Here is a 25,338-nt window from a genome sequence, read left to right on the forward strand (position 1 = left end):
TGTGGGGGGCTGCGGGGTCGGCCACGAACCTACGCAGCCCCGCGCGGCCCTTCGATGGACCGGGCGCGGGCGTCATGGTGTTTTCGGAAGTCCCCCGGGGTGGTGCCGGTCTCCCTGCGGAAGAAGCGGCAGAAGTAGGCGGGGTCACCGAATCCGGCCCTTGCGGCCACCTGATGAACCGACAGTTCCGTTCGGGCCAGCAGCCTTTGCGCCTCGGCCACGCGGGCCTCACGGAGCAGGGGACCGGGGGTACGGCCGGTGGCGGTGCGCACGGCCTCGGTGAGGTAGCCGGTGGTGACGCCCAGACGTCCGGCACACTCCCGTACGCTCCACGCCCCCGGTCCGGGCGGGGCGATCAGCCGCGCGAACCGCTCGGCGAGGGCCGCGGGGCGGCCGGGGGCGGAAGCCGGGACATCGGCGCCGGCCAGCCGTCCGGCGCGGATCAACAGGACGTGCAGCAGGGAGCGCAGGACGGTCTCGTGGCCGGGAGGCCGTCTGCGGTACTCCTCGCCCAGTTCCGCCATCAGCGCGCCGACCGTGGCGTGCGCCGCCCCGTCGAGGGTCGTCGCGGACCGGTCCGCCAGCCGACGCAGGATCTCCCGGTCGCCGGGGTGGTCGAGGAGGAATTCCTCGGTGAACAGCGCGACGGCGCCGTCCAGGCCGTCGGCGTCCTCCCAGTGGTGGATCCGGCCGGGGAGGATCACCTCCAGCTGGGGCGGGCGCAGCCGTCGGTGCGCGAGGTCGACGACGTGCGCGCCGGTGCCGGCGGTGACGTGGACGATCTCGTAGAAGGTGTGACGGTGGGGGAAGTCGGCGCGGGACAGCGGGCCGATGGTGTCGAAGGTGCCGGCGGCGAACGGCACGGCGTCCGGCAGGCTCAGTTCGAGGCGATGGAGCGGTGGCTCCCCCTCACGCGGTGTGAGACAGGGCGCTCCGGGTGACACGGTGGTGCCGCGCATCGTGCGTCTCCCTCGGCTCGGGACTACAGGTCCAGACCGGTCGGTGGTGCCGCCCACCCTGACACGGACCGGCCGGACCGGGCCACCGTGCGGGCGGCGCGCGGGCGGCTCAGAGCCTGTCGGGTTTCGGCCATGCGTCAGGGCCCGGTACCCGCCGACGCGGGTACCGGGCCCTGGGGGTCCCGCCGGGTGGCCTTCGGCCGGCCGGAATCAGCGCACGAACACGCTCGCCTGGTTGGCGAGGTCCAGGAAGTACTGCGGAGCGACGCCCAGGACCAGGGTGACGGCGACCCCGACCGTGATCGTGGCCGTGGTGAAGCCCGAAGGCACCGCGACCGTGGGGCCGTCGGGCTTGGGCTCGCTGAAGAACATCAGCACGATCACCCGGATGTAGAAGAACGCGGCGATCGCGGACGAGATCACGCCGACCACGACCAGCGCGCCCGCGCCGCCCTCCGCCGCCGCCTTGAACACGGCGAACTTGCCGGAGAAGCCGGCGGTCAGCGGGATTCCGGCGAAGGCCAGCAGGAAGACCGCGAAGACCGCCGCGACGAGCGGTGAACGACGGCCCAGGCCGGCCCACTTGGACAGGTGGGTCGCCTCGCCGCCCGCGTCCCGCACCAGGGTGACGACGGCGAAGGCGCCGATCGTCACGAAGGAGTAGGCACCCAGGTAGAAGAGGACGGAGGAGATGCCGCTGGGGGTGGCCGCGATGACACCGGCCAGGATGAAGCCGGCGTGGGCGATGGAGGAGTAGGCGAGGAGCCGCTTGATGTCGGTCTGGGTGATGGCGACGATCGCACCGCCCAGCATGGTGACGACGGCGACGCCCCACATGACCGGCCGCCAGTCCCAGGTGAGACCCGGCAGCACCACGTACAGCAGGCGCAGCAGCGCGCCGAACGCGGCGACCTTCGTCGCGGCGGCCATGAAGCCGGTGACGGGGGTCGGAGCTCCCTGGTAGACGTCCGGGGTCCACATGTGGAACGGCACCGCGCCGACCTTGAAGAGCAGGCCCATGAGCACCATCGCGAAGCCGATGAGCAGCAGGACGTCGTTGCCCATGGTCTGGGCGAGGGCCGGGTCGGCGGTGCCGACGGTGCCGTCGACGACGTTCGCGATGGTGGCGTACGAGACGGAGCCCGCGTAGCCGTAGAGCAGGGCGATGCCGAAGAGCAGGAAGGCCGAGGAGAAGGCGCCGAGGAGGAAGTACTTGACCGCGGCCTCCTGCGACATCAGGCGCTTGCGGCGGGCGACGGCGCACAGCAGGTAGAGCGGGAGGGAGAAGACCTCCAGTGCGATGAAGAGCGTCAACAGGTCGTTGGCGGCGGGGAAGACCAGCATGCCGGCGACCGCGAACAGCACCAGCGGGAAGACCTCGGTGGTGGTGAATCCCGCCTTGACCGCGGCCTTCTCCTGTTCGCCGCCGGGGACGGCGGCGGCTTCGGCGGCGAAGGAGTCGACCTTGTGGCCGTGGTCCGCCGGGTCGAGCCTGCGCTCGGCGAAGGTGAAGACGGCGACGATCGCCGCCAGCAGGATGGTGCCCTGGAGGAAGAGCGCCGGGCCGTCCACGGCGACGGCGCCCATGGCGGCGATGTGCGCCTTGGTGGAGCCGTAGCCGCCGGCCGCGAGGCCGACGACGGCGGCGAACGCGGCGGCCAGCGCCAGGACGCTGAGGAACACCTGGCTGTGGTAGCGGCCCCTGCGGGGCACGAATGCCTCGACGAGGACGCTGAGGACCGCGGCGCCGACCACGATCAGCACCGGTGAGAGCTGGGTGTACTCGATGTGGGGTGCGGGAATCCGGGTGATCGGCTCGGCGGCCGTCGCCCACAGGCTGTGGACAGCCGTTTCACTCACTTGGCCGCCTCCGCGTTCTGAATGGGGACCGTCGGCTCGGGGTCCTGCTGCCGGACGTCGGACAGGGTGTGTGTGACGGCCGGGTCGACGACGTCCGTCAGCGGCTTCGGGAACACGCCGAGGAAGATCAACAGGGCGATCAGCGGTACGACGACCGCCAGTTCACGCGCCCGCAGATCCGGCATGGTCCGCACCTCCTCCTTCACCGGGCCCGTCATCGTCCGCTGGTACAGGACGAGGGTGTAGAGCGCGGCGAGGACGATGCCGGTGGTGGCGATGACGCCCGCCACCGGGTAGCGGGCGAAGGTGCCGACGAGGACCAGGAACTCGCTGACGAAGGGCGCGAGGCCCGGCAGCGAGAGGGTGGCCAGGCCGCCGATCAGGAAGGTGCCGGCGAGGACCGGGGCGACCTTCTGCACGCCCCCGTAGTCGGCGATGAGCCGGGAGCCGCGCCGCGTGATCAGGAAACCGGCGACCAGCATGAGCGCGGCCGTCGAGATCCCGTGGTTGACCATGTACAGCGTGGCACCGCTCTGGCCCTGGCTGGTCATCGCGAAGATGCCCATGATGATGAAGCCGAAGTGCGAGATCGACGCGTAGGCCACCAGGCGCTTGATGTCCCGCTGGCCGACCGCCAGCAGCGCGCCGTACACGATGCTGACCAGGGCGAGCGCGACGATCACGGGGGTCGCCCACTTCGACGCCTCCGGGAAGAGCTGGAGGCAGAAGCGGAGCATCGCGAAGGTGCCGACCTTGTCGACGACGGCCGTGATGAGCACGGCGACCGGCGCGGTCGCCTCGCCCATCGCGTTCGGCAGCCAGGTGTGCAGCGGCCACAGTGGCGCCTTCACCGCGAAGGCGAAGAAGAAACCGAGGAAGAGCAGCCGCTCGGTGTTGGTCGCCATCTCCAGCTGACCGTTCACCCGCGCCTCGGCGATCTCCGTGAGGGAGAAGTTCCCGGCGACGACGTAGAGCCCGATGACCGCGGCCAGCATGATGAGCCCGCCGACCAGGTTGTACAGCAGGAACTTGACCGCCGCGTAGGACCGCTGGGCCGCGGCGTTCTCGTCGGAGCCCGTGTGCGCCCGGTCGCCGAAGCCGCCGATGAGGAAGTACATCGGGATGAGCATGGCTTCGAACAGGATGTAGAAGAGGAAGACGTCGGTGGCCTCGAAGGAGAGGATCACCATCGCCTCGACCATCAGGATCAGGGCGAAGAAGCCCTGGGTCGGGCGCCAACGGTTGCCCGGCTTCTCCGCCGGGGCCTCGCCGCCGGAGGCGGCCGGGACGTCGGCGTCGTGCCAGCCGGCCAGGATGATGAAGGGGATGAGCAGCGCGGTCAGCGCGATGAGCGCCACCCCGATGCCGTCCACGCCCAGTTCGTAGCGGACGCCGAAGTCCTTGATCCAGGCATGGGACTCGACGAGCTGGTAGCGGTCGCCGCCGGGTTCGAAGCGGACGAACACGAACGCGGCACACACCAGCGTGGCCACGGAGACCAGCAGCGCCAGCCATTTGGCGGCGGTGCGGCGGGCGGCGGGCACGGCGGCGGTGAGGATCGCACCGGCCGCCGGCACCGCCGCCGTCACCGTCAGGAGGGGAAAGGACATCGGTTACACCGCCCTCATCAGCAGGGTCGCGGCGATCAGCACCGCAGTACCTCCGAACATGGAGACCGCGTACGAGCGGGCGTAGCCGTTCTGGAGCTTGCGCAGCCGGCCGGACAGGCCGCCGACCGAGGCCGCGGTGCCGTTGACCACGCCGTCGACCAGGCTGTGGTCGACGTAGACGAGCGAGCGGGTGAGGTGCTCGCCGCCGCGGACGAGGACGACGTGGTTGAAGTCGTCCTGGTACAGGTCGCGGCGGGCGGCCCGGGTGAGCAGCGAGCCGCGGGGCGGCGCGACCGGGACCGGGCGGCGGCCGTACTGGAGGTAGGCGACGGCGACGCCGACCACCATGACGGTGACCGTCGCGGCGGTGATGGCACCGGCGCTGATCGGCGGGTGGCCGTGCTCGAACGGGGTCACCGGCTCCAGCCAGGCGACGAAGCGGTCGCCGATGCCGAAGAACGCGCCCGCGAACACCGACCCGAGGGCCAGCAGGATCATCGGGATGGTCATGGACCGGGGCGACTCGTGCGGGTGGGGCGGTTCGCCGTTCTCGTCGGCCTGCCAGCGCTTCTCACCGAAGAAGGTCATCAGCATCACGCGGGTCATGTAGTACGCGGTGATCGCGGCGCCGAGCAGGGTGACCGCGCCGAGGATCCAGCCCTCGGTGCCGCCCTTGGCGAAGGCCGCCTCGATGATCTTGTCCTTGGAGAAGAATCCGGACAGGCCGGGGAAGCCGATGATGGCGAGGTAGCCGAGCCCGAAGGTGACGAAGGTGACCGGCATGTACTTCCGCAGGCCGCCGTAACGGCGCATGTCCACCTCGTCGTTCATGCCGTGCATGACCGATCCCGCACCGAGGAAGAGGCCGGCCTTGAAGAAGCCGTGGGTGACCAGGTGCATGATGGCGAAGACGTAGCCGATCGGGCCGAGGCCCGCCGCCAGGATCATGTAGCCGATCTGCGACATCGTGGACCCGGCGAGGGCCTTCTTGATGTCGTCCTTGGCGCAACCGACGATCGCACCGAAGAGCAGCGTGACCGCGCCGACGACGGTGACCACCAGCTGCGCGTCCGGCGCGGCGTCGAAGACGGCGGCGGAGCGGACGATCAGGTAGACACCGGCGGTGACCATGGTGGCCGCGTGGATGAGGGCCGAGACCGGGGTCGGGCCCTCCATCGCGTCACCGAGCCAGGACTGCAGTGGTACCTGGGCCGACTTGCCGCAGGCAGCGAGGAGCAGCATCAGGGCGATCGCCGTCAGGGTCCCCTCGCTCGCGCCGTCCACGGAGCCGAGGACCGGCCCGAAGGCGAAGGTCCCGAAGGTGGTGAACATGATCATGATGGCGATCGAGAGGCCCATGTCGCCGACCCGGTTGACCAGGAATGCCTTCTTGGCGGCGGTGGCCGCGCTGGGCTTGTGCTGCCAGAAGCCGATCAGGAGGTACGAGGCGAGGCCGACACCCTCCCAGCCGAAGTACAGCAGCAGGTAGTTGTCGGCGAGGACGAGCAGGAGCATCGCCGCGACGAACAGGTTCAGGTACCCGAAGAAGCGGCGGCGCCGCTCGTCGTGCTCCATGTACCCGATCGAGTACACGTGGATGAGCGTGCCGACACCGGTGATCAGCAGGACGAACGTCATCGACAGCTGGTCGAGCTGGAAGGCGATGTCCGCCTGGAAGCTCTCGACCGGGATCCAGGTGTACAGCGTCTGGTGCAGCGCCCGGTCGTCGGCGCCCTTGCCGAGCATGTCGGCGAAGAGCAGCACGCCGAGGGCGAAGGAGACGGCGGCGAACAGGGTGCCGAGCCAGTGCCCGGCCTTGTCCAGGCGCCGGCCGCCGCACAGCAGGACGGCCGCTCCCAGCAGGGGCGCCGCGATGAGCAGCGCAATCAGGTTCTCCACGATTCAGCCCCTCACAGCTTCATCAGGCTGGCGTCGTCGACCGAGGCCGAGTGGCGCGCACGGAAGACCGACACGATGATCGCGAGGCCGACGACGACCTCCGCGGCGGCGACGACCATCGTGAAGAACGCGATGACCTGGCCGTCGAGGTTGCCGTGCATCCGGGAGAACGTCACCAGCGCGAGGTTGCAGGCGTTCAGCATCAGCTCGACGCACATGAACACCACGATGGCGTTGCGCCGGATCAGCACACCGGCCGCGCCGATGGTGAACAGCAGTGCGGCGAGATACAGGTAGTTGACGGGATTCACCGCGGGGCCTCCTCTTCGTCCCGGTCCCGGCCGAGCCGCTCCTCGGAGCGCTGTTCCAGCGCCTTGAGATCGGCCAGTGTCTCGGTGGACACGTCCCGGATCTGGCCGCGCTTGCGCAGCGTCTGCATCACCGTCAGCTCGGCGGGGGTGCCGTCGGGCAGCAGACCGGCGACGTCCACGGCGTTGTGCCGGGCGTAGACCCCGGGCGCGGGCTGCGGGGTCGGCAGCGGCCAGGCGGTGTCTCCGGCCGAGGGCCGGTGGTCGGGCGAGCCCTCGCGCACACGCCGCTCGGACAGCTCGCGCTGGGTCCTGGCCTTCTCGGTGCGCTCGCGGTGCGTGAGCACCATCGCGCCGACGGCGGCGGTGATCAGCAGCGCACCGGTGATCTCGAAGGCGAAGACGTACCGGGTGAAGATGAGCGCGGCGAGACCCTGGACGTTGCCGCCGTAGGCGCCGTTGGCCGCGCCGAGTCCCTCGAATTCGGTGAGCGACGCCTGGCCGATGCCGGCGACGAGCAGGATGCCGAAGCCGAGTCCGCAGGCCGCGGCCCACCAGCGCTGTCCCTTGATGGTCTCCTTCAGCGAGTCCGCGGCCGTGACACCGACCAGCATGACGATGAAGAGGAAGAGCATCATGATCGCGCCGGTGTAGACGACGACCTGGACGATGCCGAGGAAGTACGCGCCGTTGGCGAGGTAGAACACCGCCAGGACGATCATGGTCGCGGCGAGGCACAGCGCGCTGTGCATGGCCTTCTTCATCAGGATCGTGCACAGGGCGCCTGCCACGGCGACGGTGCCGAGCACCCAGAACTGGAATGCCTCACCGCCGGAGGTGGCGTACGCCGCGAGGTCGGCACTCATACGTCCACCTCTTCCGGCTCGCCCTTCTCCCCCTTGGTGGTGGCGACCTGCCGGACCGTGCCGGGCGCGGCTTCGGTGACCAGCCCCCGGTAGTAGTCCTGCTCGTCCATCCCCGGGTAAATGGCGTGCGGGGAGTCGACCATGCCCTCCTCCAGCCCGGCGAGGAGCTGTTCCTTGGTGTAGATCAGGTTCTCGCGGGAGGAGTCGGCCAGTTCGAACTCGTTGGTCATCGTGAGCGCCCGCGTCGGGCACGCCTCGATGCACAGTCCGCACAGGATGCAGCGGGCGTAGTTGATCTGGTAGACCACGCCGTACCGCTCGCCCGGGGAGTAGCGCTCCTCGTCGGTGTTGTCCGCGCCCTCCACGTAGATGGCGTCCGCGGGGCAGGCCCAGGCGCACAGTTCGCAGCCCACGCACTTCTCAAGTCCGTCCGGATGACGGTTGAGCTGGTGCCGGCCGTGGAAGCGCGGCGCCGTCGCCTTCTGCTGCTCCGGGTACTGCTCGGTCAGCCGCTTCTTGAACATGGCCTTGAAGGTCACGCCGAAGCCGGCCACCGGATTCTGGAAATCAGACACCGTCCGTCTCCTTTCCCTCACTCGCGGTAGCAGAATCGGGGGCGCCGCTGACCACCAGGTCACGGTCGTGGCGGGGCCGCCGCCGCGGGACCGGCGGCAGGGACTGTCCCGGCTTGGGCGGTACGGGGAACCCGCCGGCCATCGGGTCGAAGGGCCGCGTCTCCTCGGACTCGGACTCGGCCGCCTCGCCCTTGGCCTTCCGTTCGCGGAACATGTCCGCGACGAAGGAGAGCAGCAGGACGGCGAGGACGGCGCCGGCGACGTAGAGCACGATCGTCTGGAACGCGTAGTTCTCGTTCCGCAGCGCGCGGACGGTGGCGACCAGCATCAGCCAGAGCACCGAGACCGGGATGAGGACCTTCCAGCCGAGCTTCATCAGCTGGTCGTAGCGGACGCGGGGCAGCGTGCCGCGCAGCCAGATGAAGAAGAACAGCAGCAACTGGACCTTGATGACGAACCAGAGCAGCGGCCACCAGCCGTGGTTCGCGCCCTCCCAGAAGCTGGAGACCGGGTACGGGGCCCGCCAGCCGCCGAGGAAGAGCGTCACGGACACGGCCGAGACCGTCACCATGTTCACGTACTCGGCGAGCATGAACATCGCGAACTTGATCGAGGAGTACTCGGTGTTGAAGCCGCCGACCAGGTCGCCCTCGGACTCCGGCATGTCGAAGGGGGCCCGGTTGGTCTCGCCGACCATGGTGACCACGTAGATGATGAAGGACACCGGCAGCAGGACGATGAACCAGCGGTCGGCCTGCGCCTCGACGATCGCCGAGGTCGACATCGACCCGGAGTAGAGGAAGACGGAGGCGAACGCGGCGCCCATGGCGATCTCGTAGGAGATCATCTGCGCGCAGGAGCGCAGACCGCCGAGCAGCGGGTAGGTGGAGCCGGACGACCAGCCCGCGAGCACGATGCCGTAGATGCCGACGGAGGCGATGGCCAGCACGTACAGCATGGCGATCGGAAGGTCGGTGAGCTGCATCGAGGTGCGGTGGCCGAAGACCGAGACCTCGTTGCCCGCCGGGCCGAAGGGGATCACGGCGATCGCCATGAACGCCGGGGCCGCGGCGATGACCGGGGCGAGGACGTACACGACCTTGTCGGCCCGCTTGACGATCACGTCCTCCTTCAGCATCAGCTTGATGCCGTCCGCGAGGGACTGGAGGAGGCCCCAGGGGCCGTGCCGGTTCGGGCCGACCCGCCGCTGCATCCAGGCGACGACCTTGCGCTCCCACACGATGGAGAAGAGCACCGTGATCATCAGGAAGGCGAAGCAGAAGACGGCCTTGACCGCGACGAGCCACCAGGGGTCCGTGCCGAACAGGGAGAGGTCCTCGGCGGCGAGCACGCTGCGCTGTGCGTCCGCGAGTGGAGCGAGGGCGGTCATGCGCGCACCTCCGGAGCGGCTACGGCGCGGGCAGCGCCCGGCCTGACGAGGGGGAAGCGGGGGCGCTGCCCGGCGGGCCCGCGGCCTGTGGCGGGGCCCGGCCGGGCGAGGGACACGGTCATGACCGGACCTCCGCCGCGCCCGCGCCCGCCGGACCGATGCGGACCAGGTCGCCCGGGTGGGCGCCGGTGTCGGAGAGGACTCCGCCGCCGGTGGAGTTGAGCGGCAGCCAGACCACCCGGTCGGGCATGTCGGTGACCGTCAGCGGGAGGTCGACCGAGCCGGCGGGGCCGGTCACCGTGAGGAGGTCGCCGTCCTTCACACCGGTCTCGGCGGCGGTGGCCGCCGAGAGCCGGGCGGGGGCCGCGTGACGGGTGCCGGCCAGGGCGGTGTCGCCTTCCTGGAGCCGGCCCAGGTCCAGCAGGAGCCGGTGTCCGGCCAGGACTGCCTCGCCCTCGCCCGGCCGGGGCGCGGCCTGGGCCGGCTCGACGGGCTCGGAGGCCCGTTCGCCGGTCCAGCCGCCCAGCCGGTCGAGTTCGCGGCGGATCGAGCGCAGGTCGGGCAGTGCCAGGTGGGCGTCGAGGGTGTCCGCCAGCATGTGGAGCACGCGGGCGTCGGCCGGGGCCAGGCTCCGGGTCATCTGCTCGGGCTTGAGCGCGGCCTCGAAGAGGCGTGCCCTGCCCTCCCAGTTGAGGAAGGTGCCGGACTTCTCGGCGACGGCGGCGACCGGCAGGACCACGTCGGCCCGCTCGGTGACCTCGCTCGGCCGGAGCTCCAGCGAGACCACGAAGGCCGCGTCGAGCGCCTCGCGGGCGCGGGCGGGGTCCGGCAGGTCCCGGACCTCGACACCGCCGACGAGCAGGGCGCCGATTTCGCCGATGGCGGCGGCCTCGACGATCTGGCCGGTGTCGCGGCCGTAGCCGTGCGGGAGTTCGCGCACGCCCCAGGCGGCGGCGACCTCCTCGCGGGCGCGGGGGTCGGTCGCCGGACGGCCGCCGGGCAGCAGCGTCGGGATGGCACCGGCTTCGAGCGCGCCACGCTCTCCGGCCCGGCGCGGGACCCAGACCAACGCGGCACCGGTGGCCGTCGCGGCGCGGACGGCGGCGGTCAGGGCGCCGGGTACGGCGGCCAGCCGCTCGCCGACCACGATGACGGCGCCCTCGGCGCGCAGCGCCTCGGCGGCGTCCGCGCCGGCCGGGTCGAGGCCGACCCGGGAAGTGAGGGCGTCGAGCCATTCGGTCTCGGTGCCGGGAGCGGCGGGCAGCAGCGTGCCGCCGGCCTTGGTCAGTCCACGGGTGGCGTGCGAGGCGACGGCGTAGGTGCGGGTGCCGTGCCGGCGCCATGCCTTGCGCAGCCGCAGGAAGACGCCGGGAGCCTCCTCCTCGGCCTCGATACCGGCCAGGAGGACGGCCGGGGCGGCTTCCAGGGCGGAGTAGGTGACCCCGCTGCCGTCCAGGTCCTTGCCGCGTCCGGCCACCCGCGAGGCCAGGAAGTCGGCCTCCTCGCCGGAGTGGACGCGGGCACGGAAGTCGACGTCGTTGGTGTCGAGGGCGACCCGTGCGAACTTGGCGTAGGCGTAGGCGTCCTCGACGGTCAGCCGGCCGCCGGCCAGGACCCCGGTACGACCGCGGACCAGTCCGCGGGCCGCCGCCTCCAGGGCCTCGGGCCAGGAGGCGGGTTCGAGGACGCCGTCGGCGTCGCGGACGAGGGGGGTCGTCAGCCGGTCGCGCTGCTGCGCGTACCGGAAGCCGAACCGGCCCTTGTCGCACACCCACTCCTCGTTGACCTCCGGGTCCTCGGCGGCCAGGCGGCGCATGACCTTGCCGCGCCGGTGGTCGGTCCGGGTGGCGCAGCCGCCCGCGCAGTGCTCGCAGACGCTCGGCGTCGACACCAGGTCGAAGGGCCGGGAGCGGAAGCGGTAGGCCGCGGAGGTGAGTGCGCCGACCGGGCAGATCTGGATGGTGTTGCCGGAGAAGTACGACTCGAAGGGGTCGCCCTCGCCGGTGCCGACCTGCTGGAGGGCGCCGCGCTCGAGCAACTCGATCATGGGGTCGCCGGCGACCTGGTCGGAGAAGCGGGTGCAGCGGGCGCAGAGCACGCACCGCTCACGGTCGAGCAGCACCTGGGTGGAGATCGGCACCGGCTTCTCGTAGGTCCGCTTCCTGCCCTCGAAGCGGGACTCGGACTGGCCGTGCGACATCGCCTGGTTCTGCAGCGGGCACTCGCCGCCCTTGTCGCAGACCGGGCAGTCCAGCGGGTGGTTGATGAGCAGCAGCTCCATCACGCCGTGCTGGGCCTTCTCGGCGACCGGGCTGGTCAGCTGTGACCTGACCACCATGCCGTCGGTGCAGGTGATGGTGCAGGAGGCCATCGGCTTGCGCTGGCCCTCGACCTCGACGATGCACTGGCGGCAGGCGCCGACCGGGTCGAGGAGCGGGTGGTCGCAGAACCGCGGGATCTCGATGCCGAGCTGCTCGGCGGCGCGGATGACGAGTGTCCCCTTGGGGACGGAGACCTCGGCGCCGTCGATGGTCAGCGTGACCATGTCCTGGGCGGCGGCCCCGGACGGCCCCGCCGCGCTGCCGCCGCTGGGCGTGGACGCGATGACGGTCATGCGGTCACCTCCTTGTGGTTGTCCGCCCAGGCGGTCGACTTGGCCGGGTCGAAGGGGCAGCCGCGGCCGGTGATGTGCTGCTCGTACTCCTCGCGGAAGTACTTCAGCGAGGAGAAGATCGGGGAGGCGGCGCCGTCGCCGAGCGCGCAGAAGGACTTGCCGTTGATGTTGTCGGCGATGTCGTTCAGCTTGTCGAGGTCGGACAGGGCGCCGTCCCCGTTCTCGATGGACCGGAGCAACTGCACCAGCCAGTAGGTGCCTTCGCGACAGGGAGTGCACTTGCCGCAGGACTCGTGGGCGTAGAACTCGGTCCAGCGGGTCACGGCCCGGACGACGCAGGTGGTCTCGTCGAAGCACTGGAGGGCCTTGGTGCCGAGCATCGACCCGGCCGCGCCCACGCCCTCGTAGTCCAGCGGCACGTCGAGGTGCTCGTCGGTGAACATCGGGGTGGAGGAGCCGCCCGGGGTCCAGAACTTCAGCCGGTGGCCGGGCCGCATCCCCCCGCTCATGTCGAGGAGCTGCCGCAGGGTGATCCCGAGCGGGGCCTCGTACTGGCCGGGCGAGGCGACGTGCCCGCTGAGCGAGTAGAGCGTGAAGCCGGGGGACTTCTCGCTGCCCATCGACTTGAACCAGTCCTTGCCCCGGTTCAGGATCGCGGGAACCGAGGCGATGGACTCGACGTTGTTCACCACCGTGGGGCAGGCATACAGACCGGCGACCGCGGGGAAGGGGGGACGCAGCCGGGGCTGGCCGCGCCGTCCTTCGAGCGAGTCGAGCAGGGCGGTCTCCTCACCGCAGATGTACGCGCCGGCGCCCGCGTGCACGGTGAGTTCGAGGTCGAGTCCGCTGCCGAGGATGTCCTCGCCGAGGTAGCCGGCCTGGTATGCCTCGCGCACGGCCTCGTGCAGCCGGCGCAGGACGGGGACGACCTCGCCGCGCAGGTAGATGAAGGCGTGGCTGGAGCGGATCGCGTAGCAGGCGATCACGATGCCCTCGATGAGGGAGTGCGGGTTGGCGAAGAGCAGCGGGATGTCCTTGCAGGTCCCGGGCTCCGACTCGTCGGCGTTGACGACGAGGTAGTGCGGCTTGCCGTCGCCCTGCGGGATGAACTGCCACTTCATCCCGGTGGGGAAGCCGGCGCCGCCGCGTCCGCGCAGTCCGGAGTCCTTGACGTACGCGATGAGGTCGTCGGGCGACATCGCGAGGGCCTTCTTCAGGCCCTCGTAGCCCTCGTGCCGCTTGTACGTCTCCAGGGTCCAGGAGTTCGGCTGGTCCCAGAACGCGGACAGGACGGGCGCGAGAAGCTTCTCGGGGCTGCTGTTGTCGATCTCGGCTGCCAAGGTCATCACTCCCCCTCCCCACTGGCTGATTCGCCACGCGGGTGGACGATCTTGTGGTGCGGGGCCTCTCCCTTGGCCAGGCGAAGCCCGATGAGCGAGGCCGGGCCGGCCCCTCCGGTGGCCTCCACGGCCCCCTCGCGCTCATCGGGGAAGCCGGCCAGGATGCGGGCGGTCTCCTTGTACGTGCACAGGGGCGCGCCCCGGGTGGGTACGACGGGACGGCCGGCGCGCAGGTCGTCGACGAGCTTCCGGGCGGACGCGGGCGTCTGGTTGTCGAAGAACTCCCAGTTGACCATCACCACCGGCGCGAAGTCGCAGGCCGCGTTGCACTCGATGTGCTCGAGGGTGACCTTGCCGTCGGCGGTGGTCTCGTCGTTGCCGACGCCGAGGTGCTCCTTGAGCTCCTCGAAGATGGCGTCGCCGCCCATGACCGCGCAGAGCGTGTTGGTGCACACGCCGACCTGGTAGTCGCCCGACGGCTTGCGGCGGTACATCGTGTAGAAGGTCGCGACCGCGGTGACCTCGGCCGTCGTCAGGCCGAGGACGTCCGCGCAGAACCGCATGCCCGTGCGGGTGACGTGGCCCTCCTCGGACTGCACCAGGTGCAGCAGCGGCAGCAGCGCGGAGCGGGACCCCGGATAGCGGGCGATGATCTCCTTGGCGTCCGCCTCCAGCCGGGCCCGGACGTCGGCCGGGTAGGCGGGGGCGGGGAGCTGGGGCATGCCCAGGTCCGTCGACGAAGCGTTGTCGGTCATCGGTCGACGCCTCCCATCACGGGGTCGATGGAGGCGACGGCGACGATGACGTCGGCGACCTGGCCGCCCTCGCACATCGCCGCCATGGCCTGCAGGTTGGTGAAGGACGGGTCACGGAAGTGGACCCGGTAGGGGCGGGTGCCGCCGTCGGAGACGACGTGCACGCCGAGTTCGCCCTTGGGTGACTCGACCGCCGTGTAGACCTGTCCGGCCGGGACCCGGAAGCCCTCGGTGACCAGCTTGAAGTGGTGGATCAGGGCTTCCATGGAGGTGCCCATGATCTTCTTGATGTGGTCGAGGGAGTTGCCGAGTCCGTCCGGTCCGAGGGCGAGCTGGGCGGGCCAGGCGATCTTCTTGTCGCCGACCATGACCGGGCCGGGCTCCAGGCGGTCGAGGCACTGCTCGACGATCCGCAGGGACTGCCGCATCTCCTCCAGGCGGACCAGGAAGCGTCCGTAGGAGTCGCAGGTGTCGGCGGTGGGGATCTCGAAGTCGTAGTCCTCGTATCCGCAGTACGGGTCGGTCTTGCGCAGGTCGTGCGGGAGACCGGCGGAACGCAGGATCGGCCCGGTGGCGCCCAGCGCCATGCAGCCGGTGAGGTCGAGGTATCCGACGTCCTGCATGCGGGCCTTGAAGATGGGGTTGCCGGTGGCGAGCTTGTCGTACTCCGGCAGGTTCTTCTTCATGGTCTTCACGAACTCGCGCACGGCGTCGACTGCGCCGGGCGGGAGGTCCTGGGCCAGGCCCCCGGGGCGGATGTACGCGTGGTTCATCCGCAGGCCCGTGATCAGCTCGTACAGGTCCAGGATCATCTCGCGGTCCCGGAAGCCGTAGATCATGATCGTGGTCGCGCCCAGCTCCATGCCGCCGGTGGCGATGCACACCAGGTGCGAGGAGAGCCGGTTGAGCTCCATGAGCAGGACGCGGATCACGGAGGCGCGGTCGGGGATCTCCTCGGTGATGCCGAGCAGCTTCTCCACGCCCAGGCAGTACGCCGTCTCGTTGTAGAACGAGGTGAGGTAGTCCATGCGCGTGACGAAGGTGGTGCCCTGGGTCCAGGTCCGGTACTCGAGGTTCTTCTCGATGCCGGTGTGGAGGTAGCCGATGCCGCAGCGGGCCTCGGTGACGGTCTCGCCGTCGATCTCGAGGATCAGCCGGAGGACACCGTGCGTGGAGGGGTGCTGGGGGCCCATGTTGACGACGATCCGCTCGTCGTCGGCCTTGGCCGCGGACTGCACGACCTCGTCCCAGTCACCACCCGTGACCGTGTAGACGGTGCCTTCGGTGGTCTCGCGGGCGCTTGCCGATGGGGTAGTCACGAGTACGACCTCCGCTGGTCGGGAGCCGGGATCTGGGCGCCCTTGTACTCGACGGCGATGCCGCCGAGGGGGTAGTCCTTGCGCTGCGGGAAGCCCTGCCAGTCGTCCGGCATCATGATCCGGGTGAGGGCGGGGTGGCCGTCGAAGACGATGCCGAAGAAGTCGTACGTCTCGCGCTCGTGCCAGTCGTTCGTCGGGTAGACGGCGGTCAGCGACGGGATGTGCGGGTCGGCGTCCGGAGCGGACGTCTCCAGGCGGATGAGCCGGCCGTGGGTGAGCGAGCGCAGGTGGTAGACGGCGTGCAGTTCGCGGCCCTGGTCGCCCAGGTAGTGGACGCCGGAGACACCGGTGCAGAGCTCGAACCGCAGGGCGGGGTCGTCGCGCAGGGTCCGCGCCACCCGGACGAGGTGCTCGCGCGCGATGTGGAAGGTGAGCTCGCCGCGGTCCACGACCGTCTTCTCGATGGCGTTCTCGGGCAGCAGCCCCTGCTCGTCGAGGGCGCCCTCGAGTTCGTCGGCGACCTCGTCGAACCAGCCGCCGTAGGGGCGGGTGGCCGCGCCGGGGAGGCGCACGGAGCGGACGAGGCCACCGTAACCGGAGGTGTCGCCGCCGTCGCCGGCGCCGAACATGCCGCGCTGGACGCGGACCTCCTCGCCGTGCTCCCCGCGCTGACCGGGCAGGTTCTGCTCGCTCAGCTCCTTCTCGGGGTTGGGTGTCTCGTCACTCAACGGAGGAGCCCCTTCATCTCGATCGTGGGCAGCGCCTTGAGCGCCGCCTCCTCCGCCTCGCGGGCCGCTTCCTCCGCGTTCACGCCGAGCTTCGAGTTCTGGATCTTCTGGTGGAGCTTGAGAATCGCGTCCATCAGCATCTCGGGGCGCGGCGGGCAACCCGGCAAATAGATGTCAACCGGCACAATATGATCAACGCCCTGCACAATCGCGTAATTATTGAACATTCCGCCCGACGAAGCGCAAACCCCCATGGAGATGACCCACTTGGGGTTCGGCATCTGGTCGTAGACCTGCCGCAGGACGGGCGCCATCTTCTGGCTGACACGGCCGGCCACGATCATCAGGTCGGCCTGGCGCGGCGAGCCGCGGAAGACCTCCATGCCGAAGCGGGCCAGGTCGTACCGCCCGGCGCCGGTCGTCATCATCTCGATGGCGCAGCAGGCCAGGCCGAAGGTCGCGGGAAAGACGGACGCCTTGCGCACCCAGCCCGCGGCCTGTTCGACCGTCGTCAGCAGAAAGCCGCTCGGCAGCTTCTCTTCGAGTCCCATAGGTGCCCCTCAGCCCCTCAGTCCCATTCCAGGCCGCCGCGCCGCCACACGTAGGCGTAGGCGACGAAGACGGTGAGCACGAAGAGCAGCATCTCCACGAGCCCGAAAAGCCCCAGGGCGTCGAACGTGACGGCCCAGGGGTAGAGGAAGACGATCTCGATGTCGAAGACGATGAAGAGCATCGCCGTCAGGTAGTACTTGATGGGGAAGCGTCCGCCCGCGACAGGTCTGGGCGTTGGTTCGATACCGCACTCATACGCCTCAAGCTTCGCCCTGTTGTACCGTTTTGGGCCGATAAGCGTGGCCATGACCACGGAGAAGATCGCAAACCCCGCACCCAGGGCGCCGAGCACGAGGATGGGCGCGTACGCATTCACGCTCCTCGCTCCTTCCAGTCGTCCTTGACCGTTGGACCGCACCGTCGGGGTCTTCCTCGTTCGCGGCCCCACCGCCACGCGAAGATCGCGTTCATGTGAGGCAGTTCACAAGCCCGACTGCCCCGCATCCTATGCCCGCCCCTCTGTGATCTGCGACACGGGGTACGACAACGTCTTTGTGATCTCCACCACCTGACGAACGATCATCAAGTCGGATGAGCGGTGATCTTGACACGCGAAGCGCCCAGGCGATCACCAGTCGTGACATCCGGACCCGAAACAGCAGGTCGGAAGGGTGTTGCCCTATCAAGAGCTTCCGAGTACAAGCAAATTGGCGGGAGACTCCAGCGGGGTGATAAAGAGTCCGCCCGTCGCCCGGTCGAGGGTTCCGGCGTACCGAAGTGGACGCCCGCACCCCCTCGCGCACCCGAGAGGCGACCCGAGGTTGCCTGAATGTGACCTGCACCACACTCGCACCCGCCCCAGGAAAGCAGGGCTTGGCCATCGGTGCGAAGAGGTGGTAAGTGGCGGTCAATTCGGACGTTTCGCGGAAAACCCATGATCAAGGGCTTGATCATGGATGTCCGATTTGCCCGTTACGGCGTCAATAAGGGACCCAGAGAAGCGGATTGGACGCTTCCGGTCGTAACTGTGGCGCAACACACGTTTCTTGAAGGGAACCGCGAACGCCTGATAGCGGTTGTTCCTATGTCCCAGACCGCTCACATACCCAGCCACCGGAAGCCCCGTCGCGGCGCCTCGAAGCTCTCGCTGCGGGCCGGAGTTGCCGGTGGCGTCCTCAGCACCATCGCGGTGGCCGGAGCCGCCGGGCCGGCGAACGCAGAACCGCTGACCGAGACCGTCGAGATGCCGACGCTGACCTCGCTCGACACCGACCTGGCGAGCGTCGTCGCGGCGTCGGCCGAGGCGTCCCAGCAGGAGGCTCTCGACCTGAGCCTGCGCGCCCAGGAGGACGCCGCCCTCCAGAAGGCCGCCAAGGAGGCCAAGAAGGCCAAGGCGGAGGCCGTCCGCAAGGCGGAGGCCGAGAAGGCGGAGGCCGAGAAGGCGGAGGCCGAGAAGGCGGAGAAGGCCCGCTCCGAGGCGCGTGAGCGCGCCTCCCGCACCGCGAGCCGCACCTCGCTGACCGCGCACTCCTCCGCGGGCACCTCCGCCGGAGGCTCCAGCACCGCCTCGAAGCCGGTCACCGGCTCCGCCGCGGCGATCGTCGCCTTCGCCCGCGCCCAGGTCGGCGACGCCTACATCTCCGGCGGCACCGGGCCGAACTCCTGGGACTGCTCCGGACTCGTCCAGGCCGCCTACCGGCAGGCCGGCATCAGCCTGCCCCGCGTCTCCAGCTCCCAGTCGTCCATGGGGACGTCCGTCTCGCTGAGCAGCCTCCAGCCCGGCGACATCCTCTACTGGGGCAGCCGCAGCGGCTCGTACCACGTGGCCATCTACGTGGGCGGCGGCAAGTACGTCGGCGCGCAGAACCCGTCGACCGGCGTCGTCGAGCGCTCCCTGGACTGGGACATGCCCTCCGGCGCCGTACGGATCGTCTGAACACCCGCTCCGCGAAAATCCGTCACTCCTCGGGGGAGTGACGGATTTTCCCTTTTCCGCCCCCTTGTGGCGTTATGGAATCCGGTCGGTCCGCGTGGATGCCGCTGCCGCGCGGGCGGCGGGCCGCTGTCCGGCCGACGGCGCTCCTTCCGGCCAGTGTCGCCGCCCTCCGGCCGACGGCGCGGACTCCGGGCCGGAAGCGGAGCGCTGGGCCCTCGGACCGGGTGAAGTCCGAGCCGGGAACTCGTTCGCGCCCCGCGGCCGATCGGTGACACGGGCCCGCCGGGCGGACCCGGCCGAACCGAACGTCGGTTTCCGGCCTGTCCGTCCCGGGCCGCCGGGCGAAAGGACCTCGCGCCGCGGCTCGGGATCACCGAACGCACCGTGAAGTTCCACGTGACGAACATGCGCGGGAAACTGGGCGGGCTCTCCCGCATCCAGCTCCACCTGGTGGCGCTGCTCGCCGAGATCGTCCGGCCGGGCCCCCACCACCGGCCCGCCGGGACGCCGGCCATGACCGTGCGGAGCCACGGGCTCCGGCTACGGCGCAACCCCGGGGTCCGGGCCTCCTGCCCCTAGGGCCACCGCCGAGGAGCTTCCCGGCTCACCGAAGGTGGGGATCGTCGGCGTGTGAGGGTTCACCCGCCGCCGTAGGCCGGGCCACTCCCCCTGTGCCGATGGCCCGGCCCGGGACGGTCAGGCTTTCGGCGCCACCTTGGTTCCACCGAGGTAACCATCGGACGAGAAATTTCCTACCGGCGGTGTTACGTTTTAGGTATGAGCAGTCACGTAGCACCCCAGGCCGTCGAGCGGGCCGGCAAGAGATCCGTGTCGCTCGCCCAGTCATTGATCAAGGAAGTCGAGGAACGCACCGGCAAGAGCGGGTTCTCCTCCGTTGTAGCCGAAGCTCTGGAGGAATGGCTCGCCGCGCAGAAGCTCCGCGAAGTCGTGACCGCTGACCGCAAGGCGTTCGGCCCCGTCTCCGCCGAAGCGCGGCGGCAGGCGGAACAGGAGTGGTGAGCAAGCGCCTCAAGATCAAGGCAAAGAGCGAGGGCACGCTCGTTCTGGACGCCCAAGGGCTTTCACTGCACGTCGACGGCGACGACGGAATGCGGGCCCGCATCGAGGTCGCTCAGCAGAGCGGCCGACGAGTGGCGCTGTCCGCACTGACGCCCTTGGAAGTGCGGCGAACAGGACAAGCCGCCAAGCGACTCCAGTTCCTGCTGTCCCGGTTCGACGTAAAACCGGTCAACGACGCGGTGATAGACGCCGCAGCGAAGCTACTGGACACCTCAGGCATTGACGGGCACGAATGCCTCGTGGACGCACTCGTGGTGGCCACGGCCGCACTCTGCACTCCCCCGGTACTACTCGTCACTTCTGACAAGTCGCACATCCCAGCGCTGTGCAAGGCCGCCGAGGAGCTTCCCGGCTCACCGAAGGTGAAGATCGTCAACGTTTGACGGCCAAACGCCACGAGCCGGGCCGCTCGACTACCCAACGAGCGGCCCGGCCTTGAATGGTCAAGCTCGGGGGGCCACCTTGGACAGGCCGTTGATGATCCGGTCCATGGCGTCGCCGCCCGTCGGGTCCGTCAGGTTCGCCAGCATCTTCAGCGTGAACCTCATCAGGACCGGATGCGTCAGGCCGCGCTGGGTGGCGATCTTCATGACCTTCGGATTCCCGATGACCTTCACGAACGCGCGGCCGAGCGTGTAGTACCCGCCGTAGGTGTCCTTGAGGACCTTCGGGTAGTTGTGCAGGGCCAGTTCACGCTGGGCCGGGGTCGTCCGGGCGTGCGCCTGGACGACGACGTCGGCCGCGATCCGGCCGGACTCCATGGCGTACGCGATGCCCTCGCCGTTGAACGGGTTGACCAGACCGCCCGCGTCACCGACGAGCAGCAGACCCTTGGTGTAGTGCGGCTGACGGTTGAAGGCCATCGGCAGCGCGGCACCGCGAATCGGCGTCGTCATGTTGTCCGGGGTGAACCCCCACTCCTCCGGCATGGAGGCGCACCACGCCTTGAGGACCTCGCGCCAGTCCAGCTCGCGGAAGGCGGAGGAGGAGTTGAGGATGCCGAGGCCGACGTTGGACGTGCCGTCGCCCATGCCGAAGACCCAGCCGTAGCCGGGCAGCAGACGGTCCTGCGCGCCGCGGCGGTCCCACAGCTCCAGCCAGGACTCGAGGTAGTCGTCGTCGTGGCGGGGGCTGGTGAAGTACGTCCGCACGGCCACGCCCATCGGCCGGTCCTCGCGCCGGTGCAGCCCCATGGCGAGGGAGAGTCGCGTCGAGTTGCCGTCCGCGGCGACGACGAGCGGCGCGTGGAAGGTGACCTCGCGCTTCTCCTCGCCGAGCCGGGCGTGCACGCCGGTGATGCGGCCGGTGCGGTCGTCGACGATCGGGGCGCCGACGTTGCAGCGCTCGTACAGGCGCGCGCCGGCCTTCTGCGCCTGCCGGGCGAGCTGCTCGTCGAAGTCGTCCCGCTTGCGGACCAGTCCGTAGTCCGGGTAGGAGGCGAGGTCAGGCCAGTCGAGCTCGAGCCGGACACCGCCGCCGATGATGCGCAGGCCCTTGTTGCGCAGCCACCCGGCCTCCTCGGAGACGTCGATCCCCATGGCGACGAGCTGCTTGGTGGCGCGGGGCGTGAGCCCGTCGCCGCAGACCTTCTCGCGCGGGAACGCGGTCTTCTCCAGGAGCAGGACGTCGAGTCCGGCCTTGGCGAGGTAGTAGGCGGTCGTGGAACCGGCCGGTCCCGCCCCGACGACGATGACGTCTGCGCTGTGCTCGGAGAGGGGCTCGGTCACGGCGGGGTCTCCCGAAGACTCGACGGTAGTACGTACCGGGGCAGTCTATGGTGGCGTCCCCCGGACCGGTCCGAGGGGCGCCCGTCGGCGGATGCCGTCCTCCCGTAGCGCAAGAGGGCGCGTGCGAGCGGCGGAGGCATGATCGTCACCCGTGACGAGATTTCCTCAGCGGATACCACCGGGCGGGGTGATCGCGGCCGCACTGGCCCTTCTCGCCCTCGCCGGCACCGAGCCCCTCACCCCGCCGACGGACCGGGCCGGCGGGGCCGATGTCCACCGGCGGATCGCCGAGGCCGTCTACACGGGAGTCGGCGGCTACGGGACGTACGCCCGGTAGTCCCGGTTCAGGGCCTGCCGGGCGCGGTGGCCTCCGGCAGGTCAGCAGGCCCCGGCAGGCTCTCGCCCCCGGCCTTGAAGCCCCGGTGCATGGCCACCACACCGCCCGTCAGGTCGCGCCAGGCGACCTTGGACCAGCCGGCCTTCTGCAGCAGTCCCGCGAGGGCCGGCTGGTCGGGCCAGGAGCGGATGGACTCGGCGAGGTAGACGTAGGCGTCCGGGTTGGAGGAGACGGCACGGGCCACCGGCGGCAGGGCGCGCATCAGGTACTCCTCGTACACGGTGCGGAACGGCGCCCAGGTCGGGTGCGAGAACTCGCAGATCACGACCCGGCCGCCGGGCTTCGTCACCCGGTACAGCTCGCGCAGGGCGCCCTCGGTGTCCTGGATGTTGCGCAGGCCGAAGGAGATGGTCACGGCGTCGAAGACCTCGTCGCGGAAGGGGAGCTTCGTCCCGTCGCCGGCGGTGAACGGCATCCACGGGTGCCGCTCCTTGCCGACCCGGAGCATGCCGGTCGAGAAGTCGCAGGGCACGACATAGGCGCCGGCGCGGACGAAGGGCTGCGAGGAGGTGCCCGTGCCGGCCGCCAGGTCCAGGATCCGCTGTGCCGGGCGGGCGTCGACCGCCTTGGCGACCTCCTTGCGCCAGCGCCGGTCCTGGCCGAGCGACAGCACGTCGTTGGTCAGGTCGTAGTTCGCCGCCACGTCGTCGAACATCGAGGCGACTTCGTGCGGCTTCTTGTCCAGGGATGCTCGGATCACGCACCCATTCAAGCAGCCCGGCCCCGGGCTCCCCCGCGGCGGTCGCCCGCGGGTCGGACCCCGGCTTCCCCGGCGCCGGAGCGCCTCCTCCGGCGCCTGCACCGACTGCGCGACCTGCTCGCCTTCACCAGGACCGGCGGACTCGGCAGGCCGCCGCCCTCCTGGACGAACTGCTGCCGTCGGCCGTGACGGACGTCCGGCCGGTGGCGGGCGAGGTGGCCCTCCACCGGACCACCTCCGCCGGCCGGAACTTCGTCACGACCCTGTCGGTCCGCCCGGCGGAAGGGGAGTCGCTCCGTACCTGCCGGAACGTCCCGTCGAAGAAGACGACCTGCGAGACGGCGGACCTCGCCGCGGGCCGCACGGCACAGGCGTACACGATGCCGGTCGACGACGTCGACACCCTGGGCGCGTCGGTGCTCTTCGCCCACGGCCGCAGCCATGTCCTGCTCTCCGTCGCCCTTTCGGAGAGGGCGACGTCCACGCCCGGCGCCTCGGCGCCGGTGACGGCGGATCAACTGCTGGACGTCGCCCGCGACCCCCGTTTCACGAGCCTGGTGAAGTACGCGGACGAGCACCCGGTGCAGGCGGCGTCGGAGGCGGTCCGGGGCGGCTGACCGCGTCGGGCGTGCCGGGGGACCCGTGCCCACCCGGCCGAAGGGACCGGCGTAAGAGCACCCCCGGGCGCCGCTGAGCTTGGTGTCCAACCTCGTGGGAGCCTGTCGGGTGGCCGCTGACCGGGCGGTCGCAGGCCACCCGACCGGCTCTCAGCGGCGGCGGAAGACCAGGCGCCCGCCGAGGACCGTGGCGAGACAGCTGCCGGCCCCCCGGCCGGCCAGGTCGGTCGCGTCATCCGCGTCGAAGACGGCGAGGTCGGCGGGTCCGCCCACGGTCAGTGGGCCGTGCGCGGTGCCCGCCAGGTCGTGGCCCTCCACGAAGGGGTCGAGGTGCGGGCCGTCCCGGACCGGCGGGGCCAGGCGTGGCGCGTTCGCCACCTCGCGCAGACCGGCTCGCGCCACGGCCTGCCGGATCTCCGGCCGGGCCCCGAGGCCGACGTGCGTCGTCCCGTGCGCCAGCATCCGCTGGATGCCGCGCCGCACGCTTCCCGCCATCCGGGCGGCGTCGGGCGCGAGGGCCTCGAAGGCGGGGCCCGTGAGCGGAGCGGTGCCCAGTTCACCGACCTCGCGCGGGTCCGGGTGGTACACCCGGGTGAGGAGCCAGTGCGCGTGCCACTGACGGAGCCCCGGCGTCAGGACACCCGGCCAGCGCCGCACCCGCGCGCCCGGGTGGGCGGCGACCACCACCTCGTACGGGCCGATCGCCGCGATCTCCGCACCCCGGACGACGACGGCCCCACCGGCCACGGGGCTGTCCTCGCCGGCCGGCAGGACCAGGTCCGCCGCGTGGATCGTCAGCACGCGCAGGTCAGTTGGCGTTCAGGAGCTTCAGCTCCGGGTGCGCCGTGCCGCCCTCGATCGCCGTGGAGGAGATGTGCGAGACGACCCGCTCGTCGACCGGGTCGTTCGCCGGGTCCTCGTGGACGACCAGGTGCTCGTACGTCGTCGCGCGCTGGGCCGGGACCCGGCCCGCCTTGCGGATCAGGTCGATGATCTCCAGGCGGTTCGAGCGGTGCTTCGCGCCCGCCGAGGAGACGACGTTCTCCTCCAGCATGATCGAGCCCAGGTCGTCGGCGCCGTAGTGCAGCGACAGCTGGCCGACCTCCTTGCCCGTGGTCAGCCACGAGCCCTGGATGTGGGCCACGTTGTCCAGGAAGAGCCGCGCGATCGCGATCATCCGCAGGTACTCGAAGAGCGTGGCCTGCGTGCGGCCCTTGAGGTGGTTGTTCTCGGGCTGGTAGGTGTACGGGATGAAGGCCCGGAAGCCACCCGTCCGGTCCTGTACGTCGCGGATCATCCGCAGGTGCTCGATGCGCTCGGCGTTCGTCTCGCCGGTACCCATCAGCATCGTGGAGGTGGACTCCACACCCAGGCCGTGGGCGATCTCCATGATCTCCAGCCAGCGCTCGCCGCTCTCCTTGAGCGGGGCGATCGCCTTGCGCGGGCGCGCCGGGAGCAGCTCGGCGCCGGCGCCGGCGAAGGAGTCCAGCCCGGCCGCGTGGATCCGGGTGATCGCCTCCTCGACGGAGACGCCGCTGATCCGGGCCATGTGCTCGACCTCGGAAGCGCCGAGGGAGTGGATGACCAGGTCCGGGAAGTCCTTCTTGATCGCCGCGAAGTGCTCCTCGTAGTACTCCACGCCGTAGTCCGGGTGGTGACCGCCCTGGAACATGATCTGCGTGCCGCCGAGCTCCACGGTCTCCGCGCAGCGGCGCAGGATGTCGTCGAGGTCGCGGGTCCAGCCCTTGTCGGTGGCCTTCGGCGGGGCGTAGAAGGCGCAGAACTTGCACGCCGTGACGCACACGTTCGTGTAGTTGATGTTCCGCTCGATGATGTACGTCGCGATGTGCTCGGTACCCGCGTACCTGCGGCGCCGCACGGCGTCGGCCGCCGCGCCCAGGGCGTGCAGCGGCGCCGAGCGGTAGAGGTCGAGCGCCTCCTCGGGGGTGATCCGGCCACCCTCTGCGGCGCGGTCGAGGACGGACTGAAGGTCGGCCTTCTCGGTCACCGGGTGAGTCCCTTTCGGAGGGGTTCTGGACGGACCGAACCAGCCTACGCCAGCGTTTCCCGGGACTTTCGCAGGGTTCCCGCGGGTCTCCCCCGCCG

25 protein-coding genes are annotated in these 25,338 nt (G+C 70.3%); 6 read left to right on the plus strand and 19 right to left on the minus strand.

The annotated features are described in order from the left end of the window. Positions 1 to 29: 29 nt before the first annotated feature. The 15 genes from OG393_RS12695 to OG393_RS12765 all read right to left on the minus strand — a co-directional run bounded on the left by OG393_RS12695 (position 30) and on the right by OG393_RS12765 (position 17,151). Positions 30 to 959 carry a helix-turn-helix domain-containing protein gene (locus OG393_RS12695; protein WP_327374762.1) on the minus strand — a complete coding sequence of 310 codons (930 nt, stop codon included), beginning with the start codon at positions 957 to 959 and terminating at the stop codon, positions 30 to 32. A gap of 210 nt (positions 960 to 1,169) precedes the next feature. Then, positions 1,170 to 2,819: an NADH-quinone oxidoreductase subunit NuoN gene (gene nuoN, locus OG393_RS12700; protein ID WP_327374763.1), complete on the minus strand. Its 1,650-nt coding sequence runs from the start codon at positions 2,817 to 2,819 to the stop codon at positions 1,170 to 1,172. Continuing rightward, complete coding sequence (locus OG393_RS12705) at positions 2,816 to 4,429, minus strand: NADH-quinone oxidoreductase subunit M (RefSeq protein ID WP_327374764.1); 1,614 nt, start codon at positions 4,427 to 4,429, stop codon at positions 2,816 to 2,818. Before OG393_RS12705 ends, nuoN begins: the two co-directional genes overlap by 4 nt. A gap of 3 nt (positions 4,430 to 4,432) precedes the next feature. Continuing rightward, entirely contained in the window at positions 4,433 to 6,328 is a 1,896-nt protein-coding gene (nuoL, locus tag OG393_RS12710) for an NADH-quinone oxidoreductase subunit L (RefSeq protein ID WP_327374765.1), read from the minus strand. 11 nt (positions 6,329 to 6,339) lie between these two features. Next, positions 6,340 to 6,639: an NADH-quinone oxidoreductase subunit NuoK gene (gene nuoK, locus OG393_RS12715; RefSeq protein WP_327374766.1), complete on the minus strand. Its 300-nt coding sequence runs from the start codon at positions 6,637 to 6,639 to the stop codon at positions 6,340 to 6,342. Continuing rightward, positions 6,636 to 7,502 carry an NADH-quinone oxidoreductase subunit J gene (locus OG393_RS12720; RefSeq protein ID WP_327374767.1) on the minus strand — a complete coding sequence of 289 codons (867 nt, stop codon included), beginning with the start codon at positions 7,500 to 7,502 and terminating at the stop codon, positions 6,636 to 6,638. The genes nuoK and OG393_RS12720 overlap by 4 nt, the downstream gene beginning before the upstream one ends. Continuing rightward, the gene (nuoI, locus tag OG393_RS12725; RefSeq protein ID WP_327374768.1) at positions 7,499 to 8,077 is read right to left on the minus strand and encodes an NADH-quinone oxidoreductase subunit NuoI; all 579 of its coding nucleotides are present in this window, start codon (positions 8,075 to 8,077) and stop codon (positions 7,499 to 7,501) included. Before nuoI ends, OG393_RS12720 begins: the two co-directional genes overlap by 4 nt. Further along, a complete protein-coding gene (gene nuoH / locus OG393_RS12730) occupies positions 8,070 to 9,467 on the minus strand; it encodes an NADH-quinone oxidoreductase subunit NuoH (RefSeq protein ID WP_327374769.1) in 1,398 nt (465 codons plus the stop codon). The genes nuoI and nuoH overlap by 8 nt, the downstream gene beginning before the upstream one ends. A 118-nt stretch (positions 9,468 to 9,585) precedes the next feature. Beyond that, the gene (locus OG393_RS12735) at positions 9,586 to 12,081 is read right to left on the minus strand and encodes an NADH-quinone oxidoreductase subunit G (RefSeq protein ID WP_327374770.1); all 2,496 of its coding nucleotides are present in this window, start codon (positions 12,079 to 12,081) and stop codon (positions 9,586 to 9,588) included. Next, positions 12,078 to 13,427: an NADH-quinone oxidoreductase subunit NuoF gene (gene nuoF, locus OG393_RS12740; RefSeq protein WP_327374771.1), complete on the minus strand. Its 1,350-nt coding sequence runs from the start codon at positions 13,425 to 13,427 to the stop codon at positions 12,078 to 12,080. Before nuoF ends, OG393_RS12735 begins: the two co-directional genes overlap by 4 nt. Continuing rightward, on the minus strand, positions 13,427 to 14,176 hold the full coding sequence (gene nuoE, locus OG393_RS12745) for an NADH-quinone oxidoreductase subunit NuoE (RefSeq protein WP_327374772.1): 750 nt from the start codon (positions 14,174 to 14,176) through the stop codon (positions 13,427 to 13,429). Before nuoE ends, nuoF begins: the two co-directional genes overlap by 1 nt. Beyond that, a complete protein-coding gene (locus tag OG393_RS12750) occupies positions 14,173 to 15,495 on the minus strand; it encodes an NADH-quinone oxidoreductase subunit D (protein ID WP_327374773.1) in 1,323 nt (440 codons plus the stop codon). The genes nuoE and OG393_RS12750 overlap by 4 nt, the downstream gene beginning before the upstream one ends. Next, positions 15,492 to 16,223 (minus strand): NADH-quinone oxidoreductase subunit C, encoded by a 732-nt coding sequence (locus OG393_RS12755; RefSeq protein WP_327374774.1) that lies wholly within the window; start codon positions 16,221 to 16,223, stop codon positions 15,492 to 15,494. Before OG393_RS12755 ends, OG393_RS12750 begins: the two co-directional genes overlap by 4 nt. Continuing rightward, positions 16,220 to 16,774 carry a NuoB/complex I 20 kDa subunit family protein gene (locus OG393_RS12760; RefSeq protein ID WP_009310345.1) on the minus strand — a complete coding sequence of 185 codons (555 nt, stop codon included), beginning with the start codon at positions 16,772 to 16,774 and terminating at the stop codon, positions 16,220 to 16,222. The genes OG393_RS12755 and OG393_RS12760 overlap by 4 nt, the downstream gene beginning before the upstream one ends. 17 nt (positions 16,775 to 16,791) lie before the next feature. Further along, entirely contained in the window at positions 16,792 to 17,151 is a 360-nt protein-coding gene (locus OG393_RS12765) for an NADH-quinone oxidoreductase subunit A (RefSeq protein ID WP_327374775.1), read from the minus strand. Positions 17,152 to 17,859: 708 nt separating this feature from the next. Between OG393_RS12765 and OG393_RS12770 the strand changes: the two genes are divergently transcribed. The 4 genes from OG393_RS12770 to OG393_RS12785 all read left to right on the plus strand — a co-directional run bounded on the left by OG393_RS12770 (position 17,860) and on the right by OG393_RS12785 (position 20,174). Continuing rightward, positions 17,860 to 18,711 (plus strand): C40 family peptidase, encoded by an 852-nt coding sequence (locus OG393_RS12770; protein ID WP_327374776.1) that lies wholly within the window; start codon positions 17,860 to 17,862, stop codon positions 18,709 to 18,711. Positions 18,712 to 18,975: 264 nt separating this feature from the next. Next, positions 18,976 to 19,290: a LuxR C-terminal-related transcriptional regulator gene (locus tag OG393_RS12775; protein ID WP_327378408.1), complete on the plus strand. Its 315-nt coding sequence runs from the start codon at positions 18,976 to 18,978 to the stop codon at positions 19,288 to 19,290. A gap of 198 nt (positions 19,291 to 19,488) precedes the next feature. After that, positions 19,489 to 19,731 carry a hypothetical protein gene (locus OG393_RS12780; RefSeq protein ID WP_096624880.1) on the plus strand — a complete coding sequence of 81 codons (243 nt, stop codon included), beginning with the start codon at positions 19,489 to 19,491 and terminating at the stop codon, positions 19,729 to 19,731. Next, positions 19,728 to 20,174: a DNA-binding protein gene (locus OG393_RS12785; protein ID WP_327374777.1), complete on the plus strand. Its 447-nt coding sequence runs from the start codon at positions 19,728 to 19,730 to the stop codon at positions 20,172 to 20,174. Before OG393_RS12780 ends, OG393_RS12785 begins: the two co-directional genes overlap by 4 nt. Positions 20,175 to 20,234: 60 nt before the next feature. On the opposite strand, the gene OG393_RS12790 is transcribed toward OG393_RS12785, so the two are convergent. Further along, the gene (locus tag OG393_RS12790; RefSeq protein ID WP_327374778.1) at positions 20,235 to 21,518 is read right to left on the minus strand and encodes a geranylgeranyl reductase family protein; all 1,284 of its coding nucleotides are present in this window, start codon (positions 21,516 to 21,518) and stop codon (positions 20,235 to 20,237) included. Between the two features lie 151 nt (positions 21,519 to 21,669). Here OG393_RS12790 and OG393_RS12795 point away from each other — a divergent pair, with 151 nt between their 5' ends. After that, entirely contained in the window at positions 21,670 to 21,855 is a 186-nt protein-coding gene (locus OG393_RS12795; RefSeq protein WP_327374779.1) for a hypothetical protein, read from the plus strand. A gap of 7 nt (positions 21,856 to 21,862) precedes the next feature. On the opposite strand, the gene OG393_RS12800 is transcribed toward OG393_RS12795, so the two are convergent. Further along, positions 21,863 to 22,615, minus strand: coding sequence for a demethylmenaquinone methyltransferase (locus OG393_RS12800; protein WP_327374780.1), 753 nt, complete (start codon positions 22,613 to 22,615; stop codon positions 21,863 to 21,865). Positions 22,616 to 22,800: 185 nt separating this feature from the next. Here OG393_RS12800 and OG393_RS12805 point away from each other — a divergent pair, with 185 nt between their 5' ends. Continuing rightward, a complete protein-coding gene (locus OG393_RS12805; protein WP_327374781.1) occupies positions 22,801 to 23,232 on the plus strand; it encodes a hypothetical protein in 432 nt (143 codons plus the stop codon). 150 nt (positions 23,233 to 23,382) lie between these two features. Here OG393_RS12805 and OG393_RS12810 read toward each other — a convergent pair whose 3' ends face one another. Together OG393_RS12810 and mqnC are read right to left on the minus strand one after the other, a co-directional pair. Further along, positions 23,383 to 24,033 carry an amidohydrolase family protein gene (locus tag OG393_RS12810; RefSeq protein ID WP_327374782.1) on the minus strand — a complete coding sequence of 217 codons (651 nt, stop codon included), beginning with the start codon at positions 24,031 to 24,033 and terminating at the stop codon, positions 23,383 to 23,385. A 7-nt stretch (positions 24,034 to 24,040) separates the two neighbouring features. Beyond that, the gene (mqnC, locus tag OG393_RS12815) at positions 24,041 to 25,240 is read right to left on the minus strand and encodes a cyclic dehypoxanthinyl futalosine synthase (protein ID WP_327374783.1); all 1,200 of its coding nucleotides are present in this window, start codon (positions 25,238 to 25,240) and stop codon (positions 24,041 to 24,043) included. Positions 25,241 to 25,338: the final 98 nt, after the last annotated feature.

Source organism: Streptomyces sp. NBC_01216 (assembly GCF_035994945.1).
Lineage (GTDB): Bacteria > Actinomycetota > Actinomycetes > Streptomycetales > Streptomycetaceae > Streptomyces.

What these genes read in the sequence shown, in the direction of transcription:
- OG393_RS12770 (WP_327374776.1), top strand. Translation starts at nt 17,860, where the DNA reads ATGTCCCAGACCGCTCACATACCCAGCCACCGGAAGCCCCGTCGCGGC.
- OG393_RS12705 (WP_327374764.1), bottom strand. Translation starts at nt 4,429, where the DNA reads ATGTCCTTTCCCCTCCTGACGGTGACGGCGGCGGTGCCGGCGGCCGGT.
- nuoH (WP_327374769.1), bottom strand. Translation starts at nt 9,467, where the DNA reads ATGACCGCCCTCGCTCCACTCGCGGACGCACAGCGCAGCGTGCTCGCC.
- OG393_RS12735 (WP_327374770.1), bottom strand. Translation starts at nt 12,081, where the DNA reads ATGACCGTCATCGCGTCCACGCCCAGCGGCGGCAGCGCGGCGGGGCCG.
- nuoE (WP_327374772.1), bottom strand. Translation starts at nt 14,176, where the DNA reads ATGACCGACAACGCTTCGTCGACGGACCTGGGCATGCCCCAGCTCCCC.
- nuoF (WP_327374771.1), bottom strand. Translation starts at nt 13,427, where the DNA reads ATGACCTTGGCAGCCGAGATCGACAACAGCAGCCCCGAGAAGCTTCTC.
- OG393_RS12720 (WP_327374767.1), bottom strand. Translation starts at nt 7,502, where the DNA reads ATGAGTGCCGACCTCGCGGCGTACGCCACCTCCGGCGGTGAGGCATTC.
- OG393_RS12760 (WP_009310345.1), bottom strand. Translation starts at nt 16,774, where the DNA reads ATGGGACTCGAAGAGAAGCTGCCGAGCGGCTTTCTGCTGACGACGGTC.
- OG393_RS12695 (WP_327374762.1), bottom strand. Translation starts at nt 959, where the DNA reads ATGCGCGGCACCACCGTGTCACCCGGAGCGCCCTGTCTCACACCGCGT.
- OG393_RS12780 (WP_096624880.1), top strand. Translation starts at nt 19,489, where the DNA reads ATGAGCAGTCACGTAGCACCCCAGGCCGTCGAGCGGGCCGGCAAGAGA.